The organism is Pseudoscardovia suis, assembly GCF_002797875.1.
In the GTDB taxonomy this organism is placed as follows: domain Bacteria; phylum Actinomycetota; class Actinomycetes; order Actinomycetales; family Bifidobacteriaceae; genus Pseudoscardovia; species Pseudoscardovia suis.
This window is the reverse complement of sequence record NZ_PGFC01000001.1, coordinates 438,927-455,571: the sequence shown is the minus strand read 5'-3', so window position 1 is coordinate 455,571 and position 16,645 is coordinate 438,927. Positions and strand designations below refer to the sequence as shown.

Sequence of the window (16,645 nt, the reverse complement as noted above, 5' to 3'; positions counted from 1 at the left end):
TCAGGCAGCGACCTCCTCGGTCTCGTCGAAGCCGGGCAGCCTGTCGCCCAGCAGGGAGCTTTCCAACGCCATGCGCATGAGCATGCCGCGCCGCACCTGCTCGAAGTAGGCGGCGCGAGGATCGGAATCCACGTCGAAGCTGATTTCGTTGACTCGCGGCAGCGGATGGAGCACGGCCATCGTGGGCTTGGCGAGCTTCATCTTCGCCGGGTCGAGGATGTAGGTGTCGCGCAGGCGCAAGTAGTCGTCCTCGTTGAAGAAGCGTTCCTTCTGCACGCGCGTCATGTACAACACGTCGAGCTTGCCGATGGCGTCCTGCAGGTCGTGCACTTCCTCGTAGCTGCAGGTGCCGGACGCCTCGATGCGGTCGATCACGTACCGCGGGGTCTTGAGTTCGTCGGGGCTGATGAGCACGAAATGCACATTGCCGAAACGACACAGCGTCTCGATGAGCGAATGCACGGTGCGGCCGAACATCAGGTCGCCGCACAATCCCACGACGAGGTTGGTGATGCGACCGAAGCGTGCCTGGATGGTGAATAGGTCGGCGAGCGTCTGCGTGGGATGCATGTGGCCGCCGTCACCGCCGTTGATAACGGGAACGTCCGCCGCGTGGGCGGCGACGAGAGCCGCGCCCTCCTTGGGGTGGCGCATGGCGATGATGTCGGCGAAATTCGAAACGACGCGCACGGTGTCCGAAATTGTCTCACCCTTGGACACCGAGGAGTTCTGCGCGTTGGAGAAACCGATGACGTGCCCGCCCAGGCGCAGCATGGCCGTCTCGAAGCTCAGGCGCGTGCGCGTGGACGGCTCATAGAAAAGAGTGGCGAGGATGCGGCCATCGCAAGCGTGCCGCACCTTCGCCATGTTGTGTTCGATGTAATTGCCTTTGCGCAGAAGAAGAGAAATCTGATCGGTCGTCAGATCATCAAGCGTCACCACGCTCTTGCCGATCAGTTGGGACTCGATGTCAGCGCCATCCTGCGCTGTGAGTGATGTCATAGCACGCCTTTCGAAGAATTATGAGGCGGCCACTCCATGTGACCTATCACACAATAGTGCGAAACACCGACATACACGCCCGTCGACACCCCATCCACCTGCCGACACACAAAGTCTTCAAACAACGTTCCTCCGATACGATGGAAGGGTTCGGCCACGCCGCCGATACCCTGAACCGCCGATACCCTGAACCACAATCGCCAGCCGCCTCCGCACCACCCAGCGGAACCGTCTCGGCGACGCCCATGGAAGGAGCCGCATGCAATCCCTGTCACTGGTCATTCTCGTGGTCACCGGAGTGCTCGTCTCTTCCATACTCGAACGTTTCATCCCCCGCGTCTCGCTGCCGCTCGTGCAAGTGGCGCTGGGCGTCATGTGGTATTTCACGCCGTTCCTGCCCACCGTGCAGCTCGACTCCGAACTGTTCATGGTGCTGTTCATCGCACCGCTGCTGTTCAACGCTGCGCGCAGCACATCCAAACCCCGGCTCATGCGCGTGCTCAAGCAATCCCTATGGCTCGCCATCGGACTGGTGTTCCTGTGCATCATCGCCACCGGCGCCACGCTCCACGCCTTCTGGCCGCAGATCAGCATGGCCGCCGCCCTCGCCTTGGGCGCCGCGCTCGCACCGACGGATGCGGTCGCGGTCACGCAGATGGGCCGCCAAGCCCAGCTTTCCGAGCGGCAGATGGAGATTCTCAAGGGCGAGAGCCTGTTCAACGACGCCGCCTCGATCGTGAGCTTCGAATTCGCCGTGACGGCGGCGCTCACCGGGCGCTTCTCCCCGCTTGAATTCACCCGCGAGGTGCTGGTGAGCTTCCTCGGCGGCATCGCGTTCGGCTTCGTCATGGGCAAGCTCATCGACTCCTTCGTCACCATGCTGCGGCGCCACCGTCTTGAAACCACGACGAACCGCATCACCATCGAGATCCTCTCGCCGTTCCTCATCTACTACCTGTCGGAACGCATGGGGCTCTCGCCGGTGCTGTCGGTGGTGGCGGCGGGCCTTGCCATCGGTTTCCACCGCCGTGGCGTGGGCAGCGACATCGCCCGCGTGAACCTCGTGTCCAATTCAGTGTGGGAGTTCCTTGAATTCACGCTCAACGGAGCCATCTTCGTGCTGCTGGGAATCCAACTGCCGATAATCCTGCTCGATTCCCTGCACAACCTGCCGGGCAACATCGGGCACATCATCGCCGCCGCGCTGCTGCTCACCGTCGTGTCTCTGGCGGTGCGTTTCGTAGGCGTCGCCCTCATGCTGCGCGTCACGCATTCCGAGATGACCGGCAAACGCCGACAGATGACGAAGGAACGCTGGCATTCGGCGCTGGTGATGACATTCGGCGGTACGAAGGGCGCCATCACGATCTCGCTGGTGTTCACGCTGCCCGCCGCCCTGGGGCTTGCGGAAGACAACACACCCGTGCGCTCGCTGCTATGGGCGATCGCCGCGGTGTTCGTGCTGCTGTCGCTGGTACTCACCAACATCATGCTGCCGGCGCTTGCCCCGCGCGGCTCGCAGGTCTCGGCGCAGGAGATGGCCAACGCCAACCGTCTGCTGCTCAACACCACCATCGAGCGGCTGGCGCAGACCGACACGACCGAGAACCATCTTGCCGTGCAGATGGTCATGCGTTCCTACACCTATCGCGTGGCGCGTCTCGAGGGGGCGCAGGCGTCGAAACGGCACTTGGAGAACGAGCATGAGCTGCGGCGCGAGACGATGGAATGGGAGATTCAGTGGCTGCAAGGGTATGCGCAGCGCAACGAATCCATGGCACAGGCCGCCAATGACATGGCCGGGCGCATTCGCGTGAGCCTCGACGTGGAGCGCAAGCTCGGCGTGTGGCGTGCGCGCCAGGTGTGGCAGCGCCTCACGTGGCTTGCCAAGAACGTTGTGGGCGCGCTGCGCCGCCGCGTGGGAAAGATGATTCCCGCCGTCGCGACCGTGGCGGATGCCACCGTGTCGCAGGATTCCGTCCGTCTGCACAACGAACTGCTTCAAGCAACCATCGACCATCTCTTCGACTTGGTGAACGATCCACGGTATGACGCCGCGTGCGTGACGGAGCTCATGGGCGAATACCGCGCCTCGCTCGCCGCCACTCGTCTGCGTGGCCGCACGCCCGAGCAGCGCGAGAAGCTTGCCGCGCAAATCGCTCAGGTGCGTTCCGAGGCCTTCCGCATCGAGTTGGAGACGATTCGCGACCTGCTCGACCAGCAGCGCATCACCCGTGACCAAGCGAAGACGATGCGCCGCAACGTGCACCTGATGGAGGCCGATCTGGGCATGTGAGGCACGTACGAAAGTGAGACGGACGTGAGGCTGCGCATGGCAGGCGCCCCCGCCTCACGCAGCCTCACGCGCTGCCCCAGTTTCAGAAAATCTCACGGTTTCAGCAATCCCCGGTTTCAGCAGACCCCCCCATCTTCAGCGAGCCTCGCTGCGCTCCTCCTTGCCGTAGAACAACCGCGTGGCGACCGCACGGCAGCGGCGCATCGCACCCAGAAGCTCGGAGATGAACCGCTGCCCGGAGTTCGCAGGCCTGCCCATGCATGCCGCGATGCCACCCAACGCATATGTATCATCTGGTATTACATCAGCGCGATTCGTCCTGCCAGTCCACAGCATCGTGGCATTTCTCGTGTCGGTGCACAACCACCATGTGCTGCGCAACACCCCGGCATCCTCGGCGCTGATAAGCCCCTCGGATTCCAAGCAGTCCAGCGCCTCCATCGTGCTGGTCGTGCGCAGGCTCGCATGCTCCCCCGCATGGTTGAGCTGCAGCAGCTGCACTGTCCATTCCACGTCCGACAGGCCGCCGGAACCGAGCTTGACATGCCTGTCGCGGCGCACGCCTCGAGGCAGACGCTCCGCCTCCATGCGTGCCTTGAGGGTGCGGATCTGCTGCAACTGCGAGTCGTCCAACGGCCGGTCGGGGTATCGCAACGGGTCGGCGATGCGTGTGAGGAACCTGTTGGCTAGCTCCGCGTCGCCTGCCGCATAGCGCGCACGAAGCAAGGCTTGGTGCTCCCACGTATCCGCCCACGACGCATAGTATTCGCGGCATGATTCATACGAGCGCACCAACGCGCCGTTGCGGCCTTCCGGGCGCAGGTCAAGGTCAAGGTCAATCGGCGGCTCCGTGGTGAGCGGACCGCCCAGAAGCTGCCGCACACGGTCCTCCACTGTGCGCGCGAAGGCGTTCGCCGCGGCTTCGTCCGCACCAGCGTCCGGCTCGTAGATGACGATGACGTCGGCGTCGGAGCTGAAGTTCACCTCCCTGCCGCCATACCTGCCCATGGCGATGACACTGACCTTGGCGGGCGCCTTCACCAACCCGTCGGCGCGCATCTTTTCGTCAATCGCCCACGACAGCGCCGCATCGAGCGCCGCATCGTAGACGAGCGTCATGCCTTCGAGGCCGTCGGCGCCCGTCACGACGCCGCTCATCCAACCCAGGCCGATCCGCTCGATCTCATGCCGGCGCATCGCGCGCAGCGACGTGGCGAAGCTGCGGTCATCGTCACGATATCGTTCGCGTGCGCTTTCGCACCGCACGTCGAGACTTTCGCGGCTGCGCGGACGCAGCAGGCTGTCGTCGCCCAGCCATGTGACGGATTCGGTGGATTTGATGAGCGCATCGCCGAGGAACCGCGAGTTGGACAGCACATGGCACAGGCGTTCCAATGCGTCGGAGGAATCGCGCAGGAACCCCAGATACGGCGAGCCGCTGCCGAACGCTTCGACAAGGCGACGCCATTGCAGCAGGCCCATGTCAGGGTTTTGGCCGCGGGCGATCATCTCAAGCACCGCGGGAAGCAGGATTCTGTTGATCTTGGCGCCGCGGCTGACGCCCTCCGTCAACGCCGACACATGCCCGATGGCGGCCTGCGGGTCGAGGAAGCCCAGGGAGGCGAAACGGTCTTCGATGGCCTGCGGCGTCAGCGCGATGGCATCGTCGCTCATCTGCGCAATCGCCGGCAGCATCGGACGATAGTAGATGTCGAGGTGCAGCTGGCGAATCTCACGGCGCGTGGAATCGTAGGCGTCCACGAGCTCGTCGTTGCGCATGCCGAAGGCACGGGCGAGGCGGCGCAGTTCCACGTTTTCGTCCAATTCCTGAATGTTGATGGCGCGCGGGGCGTCGAGCCCTCCCCTGCTGGCGGGGCCAAGGTCGGGGAACAGATGCGTGCGGTGGAACTGCCACATCTGCTGGCGGTGTTCCATCACGCGTTCGAAACGATAATCCTCCGAAAGCCGCTGCGCTTGGCGCCGGCTCATGTAACCGCCCTGCGACAGTGCCTGAAGCGCGTCGAGCGTGGAGCGCAGGCGCAGGGATTCATCGGTGCGCCCGTGCACGAGCTGCAGCATCTGCACGGTGAACTCCACGTCGCGAAGACCGCCCTTCCCCAGTTTTATCTCGCGGTCGCGCAATTGCGGCTGGATGTATTCCTCGACGCGCGTGCGCATCTTCTGGCAATCCGACACGAAGTTCGGGCGCGTGGAGGCGAGCCACACGAACGGGGTCATCGCATCCAGATACGCCTGGCCGAGCGCAGGGTCGCCCGCGACGGGACGCGCCTTGAGCAATGCCTGGAACTCCCAGTTGTCCGCCCATTTCTCGTAATACGCCTTGTGCGACTCCACGGTGCGCACCAGCTGACCGGCCTTGCCTTCGGGGCGGAGCGCGCCGTCGATCTGCCACAACGCGGGTTCCGTGACGCCGGGGATGACGTCCTGGCACACGCGCTGCATAGAAGTGGCGATGCGTGTGCCCACGCGGTTGAGCGCGTCACCCGTCAGCGCCGCAACGGAACCGTTCGAAGCAGCAGCGCCAGCGGCACCGCTCGCGGCTGCTTCGCCTGTTGCATCGTCCGCACCATCCACACTGGCCGCGCCATTTGCACTGCCTGCGCCATCCGCACTGCCCTCACCTTCCGCGCTGCCTGCGGGTGCGACGGCATAGATGAGGTCGCAATCCGACATGTAGTTAAGCTCGCGGGCGCCCAGCTTGCCCATGCCGATGATGGAGAACCGGCACCCCGCCGACCCCTCCACCATGCTGTAGGCGACGGCAAGCGCCGCTTCGAGCGCTGCGTCCGCCGCGTCGGACAGGCACAGGCTGATGTTCGGCTGCACTGCCATGGGATCGGACTGGCTCACGTCACGTGCGCAAATCGCAGCGACCTGGCACCAGTAGCGCCGACGCATGGCGTTGACCGCGTCGGCGACGGGTTTCGTCGCCACCGGCTGCGGCGATGCCGGATCTGCGCCGACGGCATCCAGCAAGTCCTCGCGGCGACGCTCCCGACTCCAATCATGGCTCGCATACCCCTCGCCGATGATCGCATCGAGCACATCGGGGCGCGTCTCGACAAGACGGCCCAGGAAGTCGGACGCGCCAAGCACCCGCACGAGGCGCGCAAGCAGCTCAGGGTCGGCTGGAACGCGGCTGAGCACGGCTTCGCGCTCCTGCGCATCCGGGTAATCGCCATCGGTCGCCAGATCCGTCAGGTGGCGCAACGCCACGTCCGGATCGCATGCGGATGCTAGTTCCTCGCACAGGCTGCGGAGGGAATCGCGCGACATTCCTGCCTCGCCGAGCCGTGCAAGATTGGATTGTGCAGCGGACGTGTCGGCGATGCCGGCCTTGATCAATTCCAACGCAGAAATGGGAGAGTCGCTCATAGAAGCCATTGTAAAACGCACAAATCCCGCCGGTTTGTCGCCGACGGGATTTGGAAACATCGCTGCGGACAATGCCTCACCGGCAGGCGTCAGGCCTGCGTTTCGAACAGGTCGCCCACGTTCTGCCAGATGCGACGGGTGATGCCCGGATGGTTCATCGTGTACAGGTGCACGCCCTGCACGCCCTGCGCCACGAGGTCACTGATCTGCTGGGAGGCGTAGACGATGCCTGCCGCGCGCAGCGAACGGGGGTCGTCCTGCCATTTGTCGAGCATGCGGTCGAGCGCATGCGGGATGCGCGCGCCACACAGCTTGCCCATGCGACGCACCTGCCCTACGTTCATCACCGGCATGATGCCGGCCTCGATCGGGACGTCGACGCCCTCTGCCCGCGCCATCTGCACAAAGTTGAGGAAGTCCGCGTTGTCGTAAAACAACTGCGAGATGAGGTGCGAGACACCGGCATCCACCTTCTTGCGAAGGTTCTCCACATCCTCTTTGAGCGAGACGGACTGCGGATGGCCCTCCGGATAGCATGCGCCGTAAATCGTCAGATCGGGGTGCGTGCGACGGATGAACGCCGCTAGGTCGGAGGCATGGTCGAACACCCCCGCCGGTTCACGGCCGGGCACGGCGTCACCGCGCAATGCCAGCACGCCGCGCACCTTCGCCTGTTCGAACATCTCCAGCGCTTCGGAAGCGCCCTGCTCGTCAAGGTATTGCGCGGTCAGGTGCCCGATCACAGGGATGTCGTATTCCTGGCGAATCGTGTTGCAGATGCGCGCGGTCGCCGTGCGGTCGGCCTGCTTGCCTGTGCCGTAAGTCACCGAGATGAAATCCGGATCCACGCCCTGCAATCCGTCAAGCGTGTCATAAATCGTACCGACGGATGCGTTGCGCTTGGGAGGGAACACCTCGAGTGAAAACACCGGCACATGGTCGCGGCGTCGCTGCGCCGAAGCCGCCGCGGAACCCTTCGCAGGCTCCGCGGCCGACTTGGCAGCAGACACCGCAGGCGACACCTCAGCCGGCTGTGCAGCCGGTTCCTGGGAGGACTCCCCTTGCTGTGTCTTTTCAGACATGACACTCACCCGGTCTTATTCGCCCAGCTCGGCGCGCACATGCTTCGTGGCGGTCACCAGGTTCTCCAGGCTCGGCCAGGTCTCCTCGTCGCCGCGGGTCTTGAGGCCGCAGTCAGGGTTGACCCACACCTTGCTCACATCCATCTTTGTCAAGATCGCGTGAATCTTGTCTTCGATCTCTTCGACGGAGGGGATGCGCGGCGAGTGGATGTCATACACGCCGGGGCCTGCTTCGGTCTCGAAATGAGCCTCGTGGATTGCATCGAGCACCGTGAGGTCGGAGCGGGAGGCTTCGAACGAGATGACGTCGGCGTCCATGTTGTCGATGGAGCGGATGATGTCATTGAACTCGGAGTAGCACATGTGCGTGTGGATCTGGGTATCGGGGCGCACGCCGGAGTGCACGAGGCGGAATGCGGGAATCGCCCAGTCAAGGTACTTGCTATACCAATCGGAACGGCGCACCGGCAGCTTCTCGCGCAACGCGGCCTCGTCGATCTGAATCACGCGGATGCCGGCCTTCTCAAGGTCAAGCACTTCGTCACGGATTGCCAGCGCCAGCTGCGTGGTCTGCAGCTCATGGGAGACATCCTCACGCGGCCAAGACCAGTTGAGGATCGTCACCGGGCCGGTGAGCATACCCTTGACCACATGGTTCGTGAGGGACTGTGCGTAGGAGCTCCAGCGCACCGTGATCGGGCGGGCGCGGGAGACGTCGCCCCACACGATCGGAGGCTTGACGCAGCGCGTGCCGTAGGACTGCACCCAAGCGTTCTGCGTGAAGAGGAAGCCGTTGAGGTTCTGGCCGAAGTACTCGACCATGTCGTTGCGTTCGAATTCGCCGTGCACGAGCACATCGAGGCCGATCTGCTCCTGATGGCGGATGCATTCCTCGATCTTGCCGGCGATGAAATCGTCATACGTCTTCTGGTCGATCTCACCCTTGCGCAGGCGTGCGCGGTACTGGCGCACTTCACGCGTCTGCGGGAAGGAGCCGATCGTGGTGGTGGGCAGCACGGGCAGGCCCAGTTCCGTGCGCTGCGTCTTCTGACGCTCGGCGCGGGCGGGCTGGCGGGTGTAGTCGGCGTCGGTGAGTGCGGCGATGCGCGCGGCGACCTGAGGATCGGCTGCGACGCGGGTGCCGTCGAAGAGAGCGGCGTTGTCCTTGAGCGCGTCGCTGGCGGCGCGTTCCTCATCGGATTCGACGGCGAGCTCGGCGAGATCCGTGAGCTCACCCAGCTTTTCGACAGCGAACGCGAAGTGGCGCAGCACGTCGTCGCCCAGCTTGTGCTCGTTGGCGGTGGTGAACGGCACGTGGAGCAGCGAGCTGGCGGTGGAAACCACGACCTCGCCCGGGGTCACTTCGTCGATCTCGTCGAGCAGGTCAAGCGTCTTGGCGTAGTCGTTACGCCAGATATTGCGGCCGCCCACGACGCCGGCGAAAATCGTCACATCATCGGCAAGGGCGCCTTCGCCATTGTTGGCGGCGGCGAGCTTGGCGAGAGCGTCGAGGTTCTCGTCGCGGCCTTCCACGAAATCGAGGCCAATGCCATCCACGTGGAGCTCGGCGAGGGTGGGCAGGGTGTCGGCGATGTGGCCGAAGTAGGTCTGCACCAGCACCTTCGGCGCGTCCACCGCGTCACGGCGCACGGCGAGGATTGGCTCATAGAGGCGGCGGAACAGGTCAAGGTCGCCTTCCTCCTTGTCAAGCACGAGGTACGGTTCGTCGAACTGCACCCACGAGGCGCCGAGCGTGGCGAAACGGGACACGATCTGCGCGTATGCGGCGGCAGCGCTGGAGACGATCTCGTCGGTGATCTCAAGGTCGGCGGCCTGCGGGCCACGGGCGAGTTTGAGGAACGTGTAGGGGCCGATCAACACGGGCTTGGTGGCGATGCCCAGTTCCTTGGCTTCGTTGAATTCGTCGAACGGCTTGGTGCCGACGAGCTTGATCTGCGTGTCTTCGCTGATTTCGGGCACGAGATAGTGGTAGTTCGTCGTGAACCACTTCTTCATTGGCTGGGCGGTGACATCGCCCTGCTCGCCCTGATAGCCGCGGCCGATGGCGAACAGCGTGTCTTCCTCGCCCAGGTTCAGGTCACGATAACGCTTAGGGACCACGTTGAGCAAGATCGCGGTGTCGAGCATCTGGTCGTAGTAGCTGAAGTCGTTGCTGGGGATGAGGTCGATGCCTGCATCCTTCTGGATTTGCCAATGCTTTGCGCGCAGCTGCTTCGCAGTCGAGCGCATCTCATCGAGGCTGGCGTTGCCCTTCCAATAGGCTTCGATGGATTTCTTCAGTTCGCGGTTCTCGCCGATGCGCGGGAATCCGATGACTGACGTGAGTGCGCTCATTGTGTAAACCTCTCTTGGATATACTTCGGGGAACATGAAAAAGCTAGCAATAATCCGCACATTCGCGGTAATCCACCAGTTTTGCGTGTCGCTATAAGCCGGGTTTATACCCTGGCTTACACCTTGGCGTCACGCTGGTGTCCCGCAACCCAAGGTAAACCTAGGGTAAATCTAAGGTGTATCGTTTTAAATCATGATAACAATGAGAGAAATCGCCAAACGGACAGGCGTGTCCGTCTCAACGGTGTCGTTGGTGATGAACCACCACGACGAAGGAAGGGTCAACCCACAAACCGCCGCGATGGTTCGCGAAACGGCACACAAACTCGGTTACAAGGTCAATCCCCTTGCCCGCTCGCTGCGCACAAACAGCACACGCATCCTCGGCTTCATCAGCGACGAGGTCGCGACCACACCGTTCGCAGGCGGCATGATCCTGGGCGCGCAGACAGCGGCAAGCCAGCTAGGCTACATGCTCATCACCGTGAGCACCGACGGCGGCGTGCGCGAAGACGATGAGATCGATGCGCTCAAGCGCTACGGCGTGGACGGATTCCTGTACGCCGAAATGTCGAACCGCGTCACCGACGTGCCGTCCAAGCTGCTGGACTACCCCACCGTGCTTGCCGACGCCACGGACCGCAACGGTACGATTCCCAGCGTCGTGCCCGACGAGTTCTCCATCGGCTACGACGCCACCTCGTACTTAGTCAAAGCCGGATGCCAGCGCATCGCCTATGTCGGATGCGACGCACCTGGGGTGGAGCAAGCCCAATCCGGCCGCCTTGCCGGTTATCAGGCCGCTTTGCGCGACGGCGGGATGCCTTACGACGAGAGCCTCGTCACGAACGTAACGGAGCCCAAGACCGCCGTGGAATCCGTGCATGATCTGTTCGACAGGGAGCGGCCGGACGGATTCTTCTGCTTCAACGATGCGCGCACGCTGTATGTCTATGAGACCGCGGCGCGGCATGGACTCACCATCGGCAAAGACATATCAGTGGTGGGCGTGGACCATCATCGGGTTTTCGCCGAGACCCTCTACCCTGCGCTGACGACCGTGGAGCTGCCGCATTTCGAAATGGGTTACTGGGCAGCGGTCAAGCTGGTGTCGCTGATCGATGCCCAAGCGGTGACGAATCTTAAGCCGCCGACGACGACCGCTGCGATACCGCCCATCGACGCTAACACCCCGAAGATCCATTGCACGCTGCTGAAAAAGGGATCCGTGGCGTTGCATTAGGCAGCTGCGTTGCATTGGGCGCATACCGAGGATGCCCGGGATACCTAGGGATGCCCAGCAGCTGCCCAATGCCATGATTTACATGCAATAGCTCATGCGCCGCGGTTCAAGTGCCGCGGTTCAAGTGCCGCGAGCCATGCGCTGCGATTGACGCAATGATTCACTCAACGTTGCCGGGACGCAGCAGCGCGAGGGGCGCCGCATGGTGAAGGCTCCACTGGGCGAACGGCTCGCTGCCGCCCAGCACGGCGACGGACGCCGGTGAGAAACCAATGCTCATCTCGCTGAGCGCCGTCGCCTCGGCGCCCTGCGCATCCGGATCCGACAGCCACTGCGCGGCAATCGACACGGTGGGTTCATGGCATACGATGAGCAGCTTGTGGTCGGACTCCTTCGTGTGCACGAGCTCGTCAAGCAGCGCCTGCATGCCACCGTCATAGAGGTCCATGTGGTAGCGCGCGTCCGGCCCGTCACCGAACACCTTGAGCATACGGTCGGTGGTCTGTCGTGCGCGCTTGGCGGCTGACGACGCGACCACATCCGGCACCAAACCAAGGCTTTCGAGGGTTTTCGCCATCGCCTTGGCCTGCTTGCGCCCCGTGTCGGTCAATTCACGCGCCGCGTCGCCGTTGGTGGAATACGGTTCCGTCTTGCCGTGGCGCATGAGCATGAGCACATACGGCGTGTCCTTCACTGCCGCCGCCAAGCGTGCAAGATTGTCTTGTGCCGATCCCATATGAGCCTCCTTGTGACTGTCCGCGACCTTGCGTCTTGTGACCTTGCGTCTTGTGACTTTCCGTGTCTTCGAATTGTCCGTGTCCTTGGATCGTCCGTTATGGCGAATTGTGTGATTTCTGTAGTATCGGCGGACTTATTGCCGGCGCCTGTTGCGGCCGCTACTGCTGTGCTTGCGCTTCCTGCTCCTTGACCTGACGGTCGAGGTCACGGATCACCTTGCGCACCTTGCGGTCCGAAATGTCGCGCAATTCCAAAGAGTCCAGCTCATCGACATCCGTGTAGACGTCCTTCGTGGCGCGCTCTTTCTTGTGAAGCGCCTGCACGCCGTCCGCCATCGCACGGGTAATGAACAGGAAGCCGGTGTGCGCAATCATCTGATGGTTCGGACGCACCGAAAGCCCCTCGACCTTCCACGTGCGCTCCAACGTCTCCTGCACCTCCGGTTGCGTCCATTGGCCGGATTCGCGCACAGCCTCCGCCAGGCGGCTCAGCTGCGTGGTGGTGGTCACGTATGCCACGAGCACGCCGCCGGGTTCGATGACGCGATGCGCCTGCTCGAGGCGGTTCCACGGGTCGAGCATGTCAAGCACGATGCGGTCGAAGCTGTGCTCAGGCAGCGTGGCGGCGACAGAATCGAAGTCACCCACGCGCAAGTCCCACCACTGCGGGCGGTATCCGAAAAACAGCGTGGCGTTCGCCTCGCAGATATGCGCGAATTCGGAGCGCAGCTCGATCGTGGTGAGGCTGCCGGTCTCGCCCACCGCTTCGAGCAGGTTGATGCCCATCGCACCGCTGCCGCCGCCGGATTCCAGCACACGCGCGCCCGGGCGGATGTCGCCCAGTTGCAGCACGGTCGCGATGTCCTTGGGATACATGATCTGCGCGCCGCGTGGCATCGACAGCACGTAGTCGGCGAGCCTGGGGCGCATGACGCACCACGACCATCCGCCGATGCGACGCGTGCCCTTCCACGGCTTGCGTGGATTCAGCGCATGTGCCTCCGCGGCACTCATGGCATCGGTGGAGGTGTCGCCCACTCCGTCAGCATCTGCACCAGCCGCGGCATCCAAAGCGCCGCTCACGGTGACGACCACCGTGCCTTCGCTGGCTCCAATCAGATCATCGTGGAGTATGTAGCCGTGTTCCGTCTGCGTCCTCTCGCCGGGCACCAGCTGCACCGTGATCATCTTTCCCTTGCGGTCGGTCAGCTGCACCTTCTCCCCTGCCTGCAGGGGGCCGCGTCGCATCATGCAATCCGCCTTTCGTCGCTTGTTGTGTTTCCGTACTCTCTGTGTGTCGTCGCCTGGCGCCGCTTACTCAGCTTTCAGCCTTGTGTGGTTGGCGCGGCCTTGCGCAGTTTTACGCAGCCGAGCGGGCGCTTCATTCCTTGGCAAACGCACCCCAGCGCGTGCCGGCATGCACCACTTGGAGCGGAATGCCGAAGAGGGATTCGAGGCGTTCCTCGGTGAATCCGCCTTCCAAGTTTCCCGTATACAGGATGGTGCCGGGCGCCGGATCGCCGTCGCGCACGATCACGTTCGCCGCTTCAAGCTCGCTACCGCTCATGCGTCCCATAATGGCGACGTGGTCGAATCCTTGGGGGATTTCTTCCAGACGATGGGTGACGAGCACCATGGCGCGCGGACTGTCTTCCGCTGCGACTTCCGTGAGGGCGTGCAGCACGAGCTCACGTCCGCCCAAGTCAAGTCCCGTGGTCGGTTCGTCAAGGATGATGAGGTCGCTTTGCGCCATGAGCGCACGGCAGATGAGCACGCGCGTGCGTTCGCCGGACGAGAGACGCCACATCTGCTTGCCCGCCAGATAGCTGATGCCGAAACGTTGCATGAGGCTGCGCGCCTTCGCGCAATCCTCGTCGGTGTAGGTGTCGCGCCACCGTCCGGTGACGGCGTTGAGGGCGGTGACCACTGCGTCCAGCGGATCCTCGTCGAGCGGGAATGCGCTGGCCAGTTCCGCGGAGGTCAGGCCGATGCGGTTTCGGTATGAGAACACGTCGACGCGCCCCAGCCGGTTGCCCAGGATGTCCACCGTGCCTTCGGAGGGGAACGCGCGCGTCGCCATCATCGAGACAAGCGTGGATTTGCCGATGCCGTTGGGGCCAAACAGCACCCACTTCTCCCCCGGTTGGATTGTGAGGTTGACGTGGGTGATGATGGTGCGTTTGCGGCGTCGGAATTCCACATCGTGAATTTCGACCGCTGGTTTGGAATGGTCAATCGCCATGATGCCTGCCTTTCGCCTGTCGGTGCTGTGCGACTGGGTGTGCTTCATGATACGCCGGGAAGCATGGAAAACGGCCGGGTGCCGTAGCACTCGGCCGTCGATGCCCTGCGGATGCGTTCACACTGCGGTGCCGTTGGAATCCACGTTCGGGTTTTCGCTGGGCGAGCCGCCGAAGAGGAACAGCGAAAGCACGCCGAGGATGAAGATCACCGACACGGTCACGATTGCCCACAGCGGCTTGCTGGGCAGGAACATCACGATGATGAATGCAATGGCGGAAAGAACGATGAACAGCCAGCTGAAGAAACGGCCCCAGCCGCGCACGGTGCTGGGCGCAGGCGCCTTCTTGGGGTTGCGGAACGCGAGGTCGTCCGGCGTCACGTCCTTGTCGTGGCTGCGCGGCTCGGTGCTGGCGCTCGGCTTCCATTCGTCCGTCGAGGATTCCTGCAGATGCAGGGAACGCTGCTGGAGTGAATACTCATCCACCGCGTCGTCGCGCCGCGGGGCGCGCGCCGTCCTTGTGTTCCTGCTCGTGGTCGCAGTCTCTCCGCGCTTCGCCCTCTTTGCCTGGGCGCGTCGTTCTGCTCTGTTCGGCATACCTTCTCCTTTAAGTGGTGCAACGTCTTTAGCCATAATACAGCCTTTTGGGCGGCATTGGCGCATTTTTTGACGCAAGACGCACAAAAACGCTCATAAACAAACGGCCGGAGGGGTGTGCCCTCCGGCCGCAGTCTCTATCGGTTGGCGTCTGTCCGCCGGCCTTTAACGGCCACTTGCGCAACCTTCACTTGCACAACCGTCACTTGCGCGATCGGTCACTTGCGCGGCAGACCCATCGGCCGCGTGGTCGAAGCGATCGGCGATGCGAGTTCGGAACGGCCACCGATGAGGTATTCGTCCACTGCATGGGCGCAGCTGCGGCCTTCGGCGATCGCCCACACGACGAGCGACTGGCCGCGGCCGGCGTCGCCGCAGGCGAAGACGCGCGGGTTCGAGGTCTGGAAGCCGTTCAGGCGCGCGATGTTGCCGCGGTTGTCCTTGTCAAGCGGCAGCTGTTCGTCGAGCGTGGTCGTGTCCGGGTGCAGGAAGCCCACGGAGATGAGCACGAGATCGGCGGGGATCTCACGCTCGGTGCCGGGCTGGTGCGTGAACGGACCGTTTTCGCCGGGAGCCACGTCGCAGATGCGCAGGCCCTTGACGTGGCCGTTGCCGTCGGAGATGAATTCGAGGGAGTCGACGTTGTATATGTACGTGCCGCCTTCTTCCATCGACGAGGTCTTCTGGTAACGGCGTGCGAAAGTCGGCCACGGCTGGTTCGCCGGACGGTCGTCGGGTTCCTTCGGCATGATCTGCAGCACGGTGACGTCCTTCGCACCCTGGCGGATGGAGGTGCCGAGGCAGTCGGAGCCGGTGTCGCCGCCGCCGATGATGACGACGTGCTTGCCTTTGGCTGTGATGTCGTTGTGCGGCGTGAGGCCACGCACGCGGCGCGTCGCATCCGGCAGGAAGTCGAGCGCGAAATGGATGCCGTCAAGGTCGCGGCCGGGCAGCTTCATGTCGCGAGGCACGCGGGAACCGATGGCGACCACGACAGCGTCATAGCGGCTGTACAGGTCATCCCAGGAGATGTCCTCGCCGATCGTCGTGTTGATGACGAAGCGGGTGCCTTCGGCTTCCATCTGCTCAACGCGGCGGTCGATGAGGGACTTCTCGAGCTTGAAGTTCGGGATGCCGAAGCGCAGCAGGCCACCGACCTCTTCGTCGCGCTCATACACGACGACGGTGTGGCCGGCGCGGGTCAGCTGCTGGGCGCAGGCCAAGCCTGCGGGGCCGGAGCCGACGACCGCCACGGTGAAGTCCGTGAGGCGCTCGGGCGGCAGCGGCTTGACAAAACCAAGATCCCACGCCTGGTCGATGATGGCCTGCTCGTCGTTGTGGATCATCGTCGGCGGCTGGTGAATGCCCAGTACGCAGGCGGATTCACACAACGCCGGGCAGATGCGGCCGGTGAACTCAGGGAAGTTGTTAGTCTGGGACAGGCGGTTGTATGCGTCCTCCCACTTGCCTTGGCGCACGAGGTCGTTCCACTCGGGAATCAGGTTGCCCAGCGGGCAGCCGGTCATGCAGAACGGCGTGCCGCAGTCCATGCAGCGGGACGCCTGCGTCTGCGTGAAGGGCGTCAGGCCATGCTCGGCGTGAACGTCGAGCCAATCGTTGATGCGCTCCTCGACCGGGCGTTCTTTCAGCTCCTGACGGGTGCGTACCTTGAGGAATCCACGCGGGTCAGCCATT

11 protein-coding genes are annotated in these 16,645 nt (G+C 63.4%); 2 read left to right on the top strand and 9 right to left on the bottom strand.

Features of this window, described 5'->3' with window-relative positions; genetic code table 11:
• Positions 1 to 957, bottom strand: coding sequence for an aspartate carbamoyltransferase (gene pyrB, locus CLV65_RS01690; RefSeq protein ID WP_211278440.1), 957 nt, complete (start codon positions 955 to 957; stop codon positions 1 to 3).
• A gap of 304 nt (positions 958 to 1,261) precedes the next feature.
• On the opposite strand from pyrB, the gene CLV65_RS01685 reads away from it, so the two are divergent.
• On the top strand, positions 1,262 to 3,298 hold the full coding sequence (locus CLV65_RS01685; protein ID WP_094691653.1) for a cation:proton antiporter: 2,037 nt from the start codon (positions 1,262 to 1,264) through the stop codon (positions 3,296 to 3,298).
• Positions 3,299 to 3,433: 135 nt separating this feature from the next.
• Here CLV65_RS01685 and CLV65_RS01680 read toward each other — a convergent pair whose 3' ends face one another.
• The 3 genes from CLV65_RS01680 to metE all read right to left on the bottom strand — a co-directional run bounded on the left by CLV65_RS01680 (position 3,434) and on the right by metE (position 10,131).
• A complete protein-coding gene (locus CLV65_RS01680) occupies positions 3,434 to 6,694 on the bottom strand; it encodes a bifunctional [glutamine synthetase] adenylyltransferase/[glutamine synthetase]-adenylyl-L-tyrosine phosphorylase (protein WP_157847188.1) in 3,261 nt (1,086 codons plus the stop codon).
• An 89-nt stretch (positions 6,695 to 6,783) separates the two neighbouring features.
• Positions 6,784 to 7,776: a methylenetetrahydrofolate reductase [NAD(P)H] gene (gene metF, locus CLV65_RS01675; protein ID WP_094691651.1), complete on the bottom strand. Its 993-nt coding sequence runs from the start codon at positions 7,774 to 7,776 to the stop codon at positions 6,784 to 6,786.
• A gap of 15 nt (positions 7,777 to 7,791) precedes the next feature.
• Positions 7,792 to 10,131 (bottom strand): 5-methyltetrahydropteroyltriglutamate--homocysteine S-methyltransferase, encoded by a 2,340-nt coding sequence (gene metE, locus CLV65_RS01670; protein ID WP_094691650.1) that lies wholly within the window; start codon positions 10,129 to 10,131, stop codon positions 7,792 to 7,794.
• A gap of 193 nt (positions 10,132 to 10,324) precedes the next feature.
• Here metE and CLV65_RS01665 point away from each other — a divergent pair, with 193 nt between their 5' ends.
• Positions 10,325 to 11,374 carry a LacI family DNA-binding transcriptional regulator gene (locus CLV65_RS01665; protein WP_094691649.1) on the top strand — a complete coding sequence of 350 codons (1,050 nt, stop codon included), beginning with the start codon at positions 10,325 to 10,327 and terminating at the stop codon, positions 11,372 to 11,374.
• A gap of 160 nt (positions 11,375 to 11,534) precedes the next feature.
• On the opposite strand, the gene CLV65_RS01660 is transcribed toward CLV65_RS01665, so the two are convergent.
• The 5 genes from CLV65_RS01660 to CLV65_RS01640 all read right to left on the bottom strand — a co-directional run bounded on the left by CLV65_RS01660 (position 11,535) and on the right by CLV65_RS01640 (position 16,644).
• Positions 11,535 to 12,110 (bottom strand): SixA phosphatase family protein, encoded by a 576-nt coding sequence (locus CLV65_RS01660; protein ID WP_094691648.1) that lies wholly within the window; start codon positions 12,108 to 12,110, stop codon positions 11,535 to 11,537.
• 160 nt (positions 12,111 to 12,270) lie between these two features.
• Complete coding sequence (locus CLV65_RS01655) at positions 12,271 to 13,362, bottom strand: tRNA (adenine-N1)-methyltransferase (protein WP_420848416.1); 1,092 nt, start codon at positions 13,360 to 13,362, stop codon at positions 12,271 to 12,273.
• Between the two features lie 130 nt (positions 13,363 to 13,492).
• A complete protein-coding gene (locus CLV65_RS01650; protein WP_094691647.1) occupies positions 13,493 to 14,353 on the bottom strand; it encodes an ABC transporter ATP-binding protein in 861 nt (286 codons plus the stop codon).
• 117 nt (positions 14,354 to 14,470) lie between these two features.
• Positions 14,471 to 14,950 (bottom strand): hypothetical protein, encoded by a 480-nt coding sequence (locus CLV65_RS01645; protein WP_094691646.1) that lies wholly within the window; start codon positions 14,948 to 14,950, stop codon positions 14,471 to 14,473.
• 218 nt (positions 14,951 to 15,168) lie between these two features.
• On the bottom strand, positions 15,169 to 16,644 hold the full coding sequence (locus tag CLV65_RS01640; protein WP_094691645.1) for a glutamate synthase subunit beta: 1,476 nt from the start codon (positions 16,642 to 16,644) through the stop codon (positions 15,169 to 15,171).
• Between the last annotated feature and the right edge of the window lies 1 nt (position 16,645).

What these genes read in the sequence shown, in the direction of transcription:
- CLV65_RS01660 (WP_094691648.1), bottom strand. Translation starts at nt 12,110, where the DNA reads ATGGGATCGGCACAAGACAATCTTGCACGCTTGGCGGCGGCAGTGAAG.
- CLV65_RS01665 (WP_094691649.1), top strand. Translation starts at nt 10,325, where the DNA reads ATGATAACAATGAGAGAAATCGCCAAACGGACAGGCGTGTCCGTCTCA.
- CLV65_RS01680 (WP_157847188.1), bottom strand. Translation starts at nt 6,694, where the DNA reads ATGAGCGACTCTCCCATTTCTGCGTTGGAATTGATCAAGGCCGGCATC.
- metF (WP_094691651.1), bottom strand. Translation starts at nt 7,776, where the DNA reads ATGTCTGAAAAGACACAGCAAGGGGAGTCCTCCCAGGAACCGGCTGCA.
- CLV65_RS01645 (WP_094691646.1), bottom strand. Translation starts at nt 14,950, where the DNA reads ATGCCGAACAGAGCAGAACGACGCGCCCAGGCAAAGAGGGCGAAGCGC.
- metE (WP_094691650.1), bottom strand. Translation starts at nt 10,131, where the DNA reads ATGAGCGCACTCACGTCAGTCATCGGATTCCCGCGCATCGGCGAGAAC.
- CLV65_RS01650 (WP_094691647.1), bottom strand. Translation starts at nt 14,353, where the DNA reads ATGGCGATTGACCATTCCAAACCAGCGGTCGAAATTCACGATGTGGAA.
- CLV65_RS01685 (WP_094691653.1), top strand. Translation starts at nt 1,262, where the DNA reads ATGCAATCCCTGTCACTGGTCATTCTCGTGGTCACCGGAGTGCTCGTC.
- CLV65_RS01655 (WP_420848416.1), bottom strand. Translation starts at nt 13,362, where the DNA reads ATGATGCGACGCGGCCCCCTGCAGGCAGGGGAGAAGGTGCAGCTGACC.
- CLV65_RS01640 (WP_094691645.1), bottom strand. Translation starts at nt 16,644, where the DNA reads ATGGCTGACCCGCGTGGATTCCTCAAGGTACGCACCCGTCAGGAGCTG.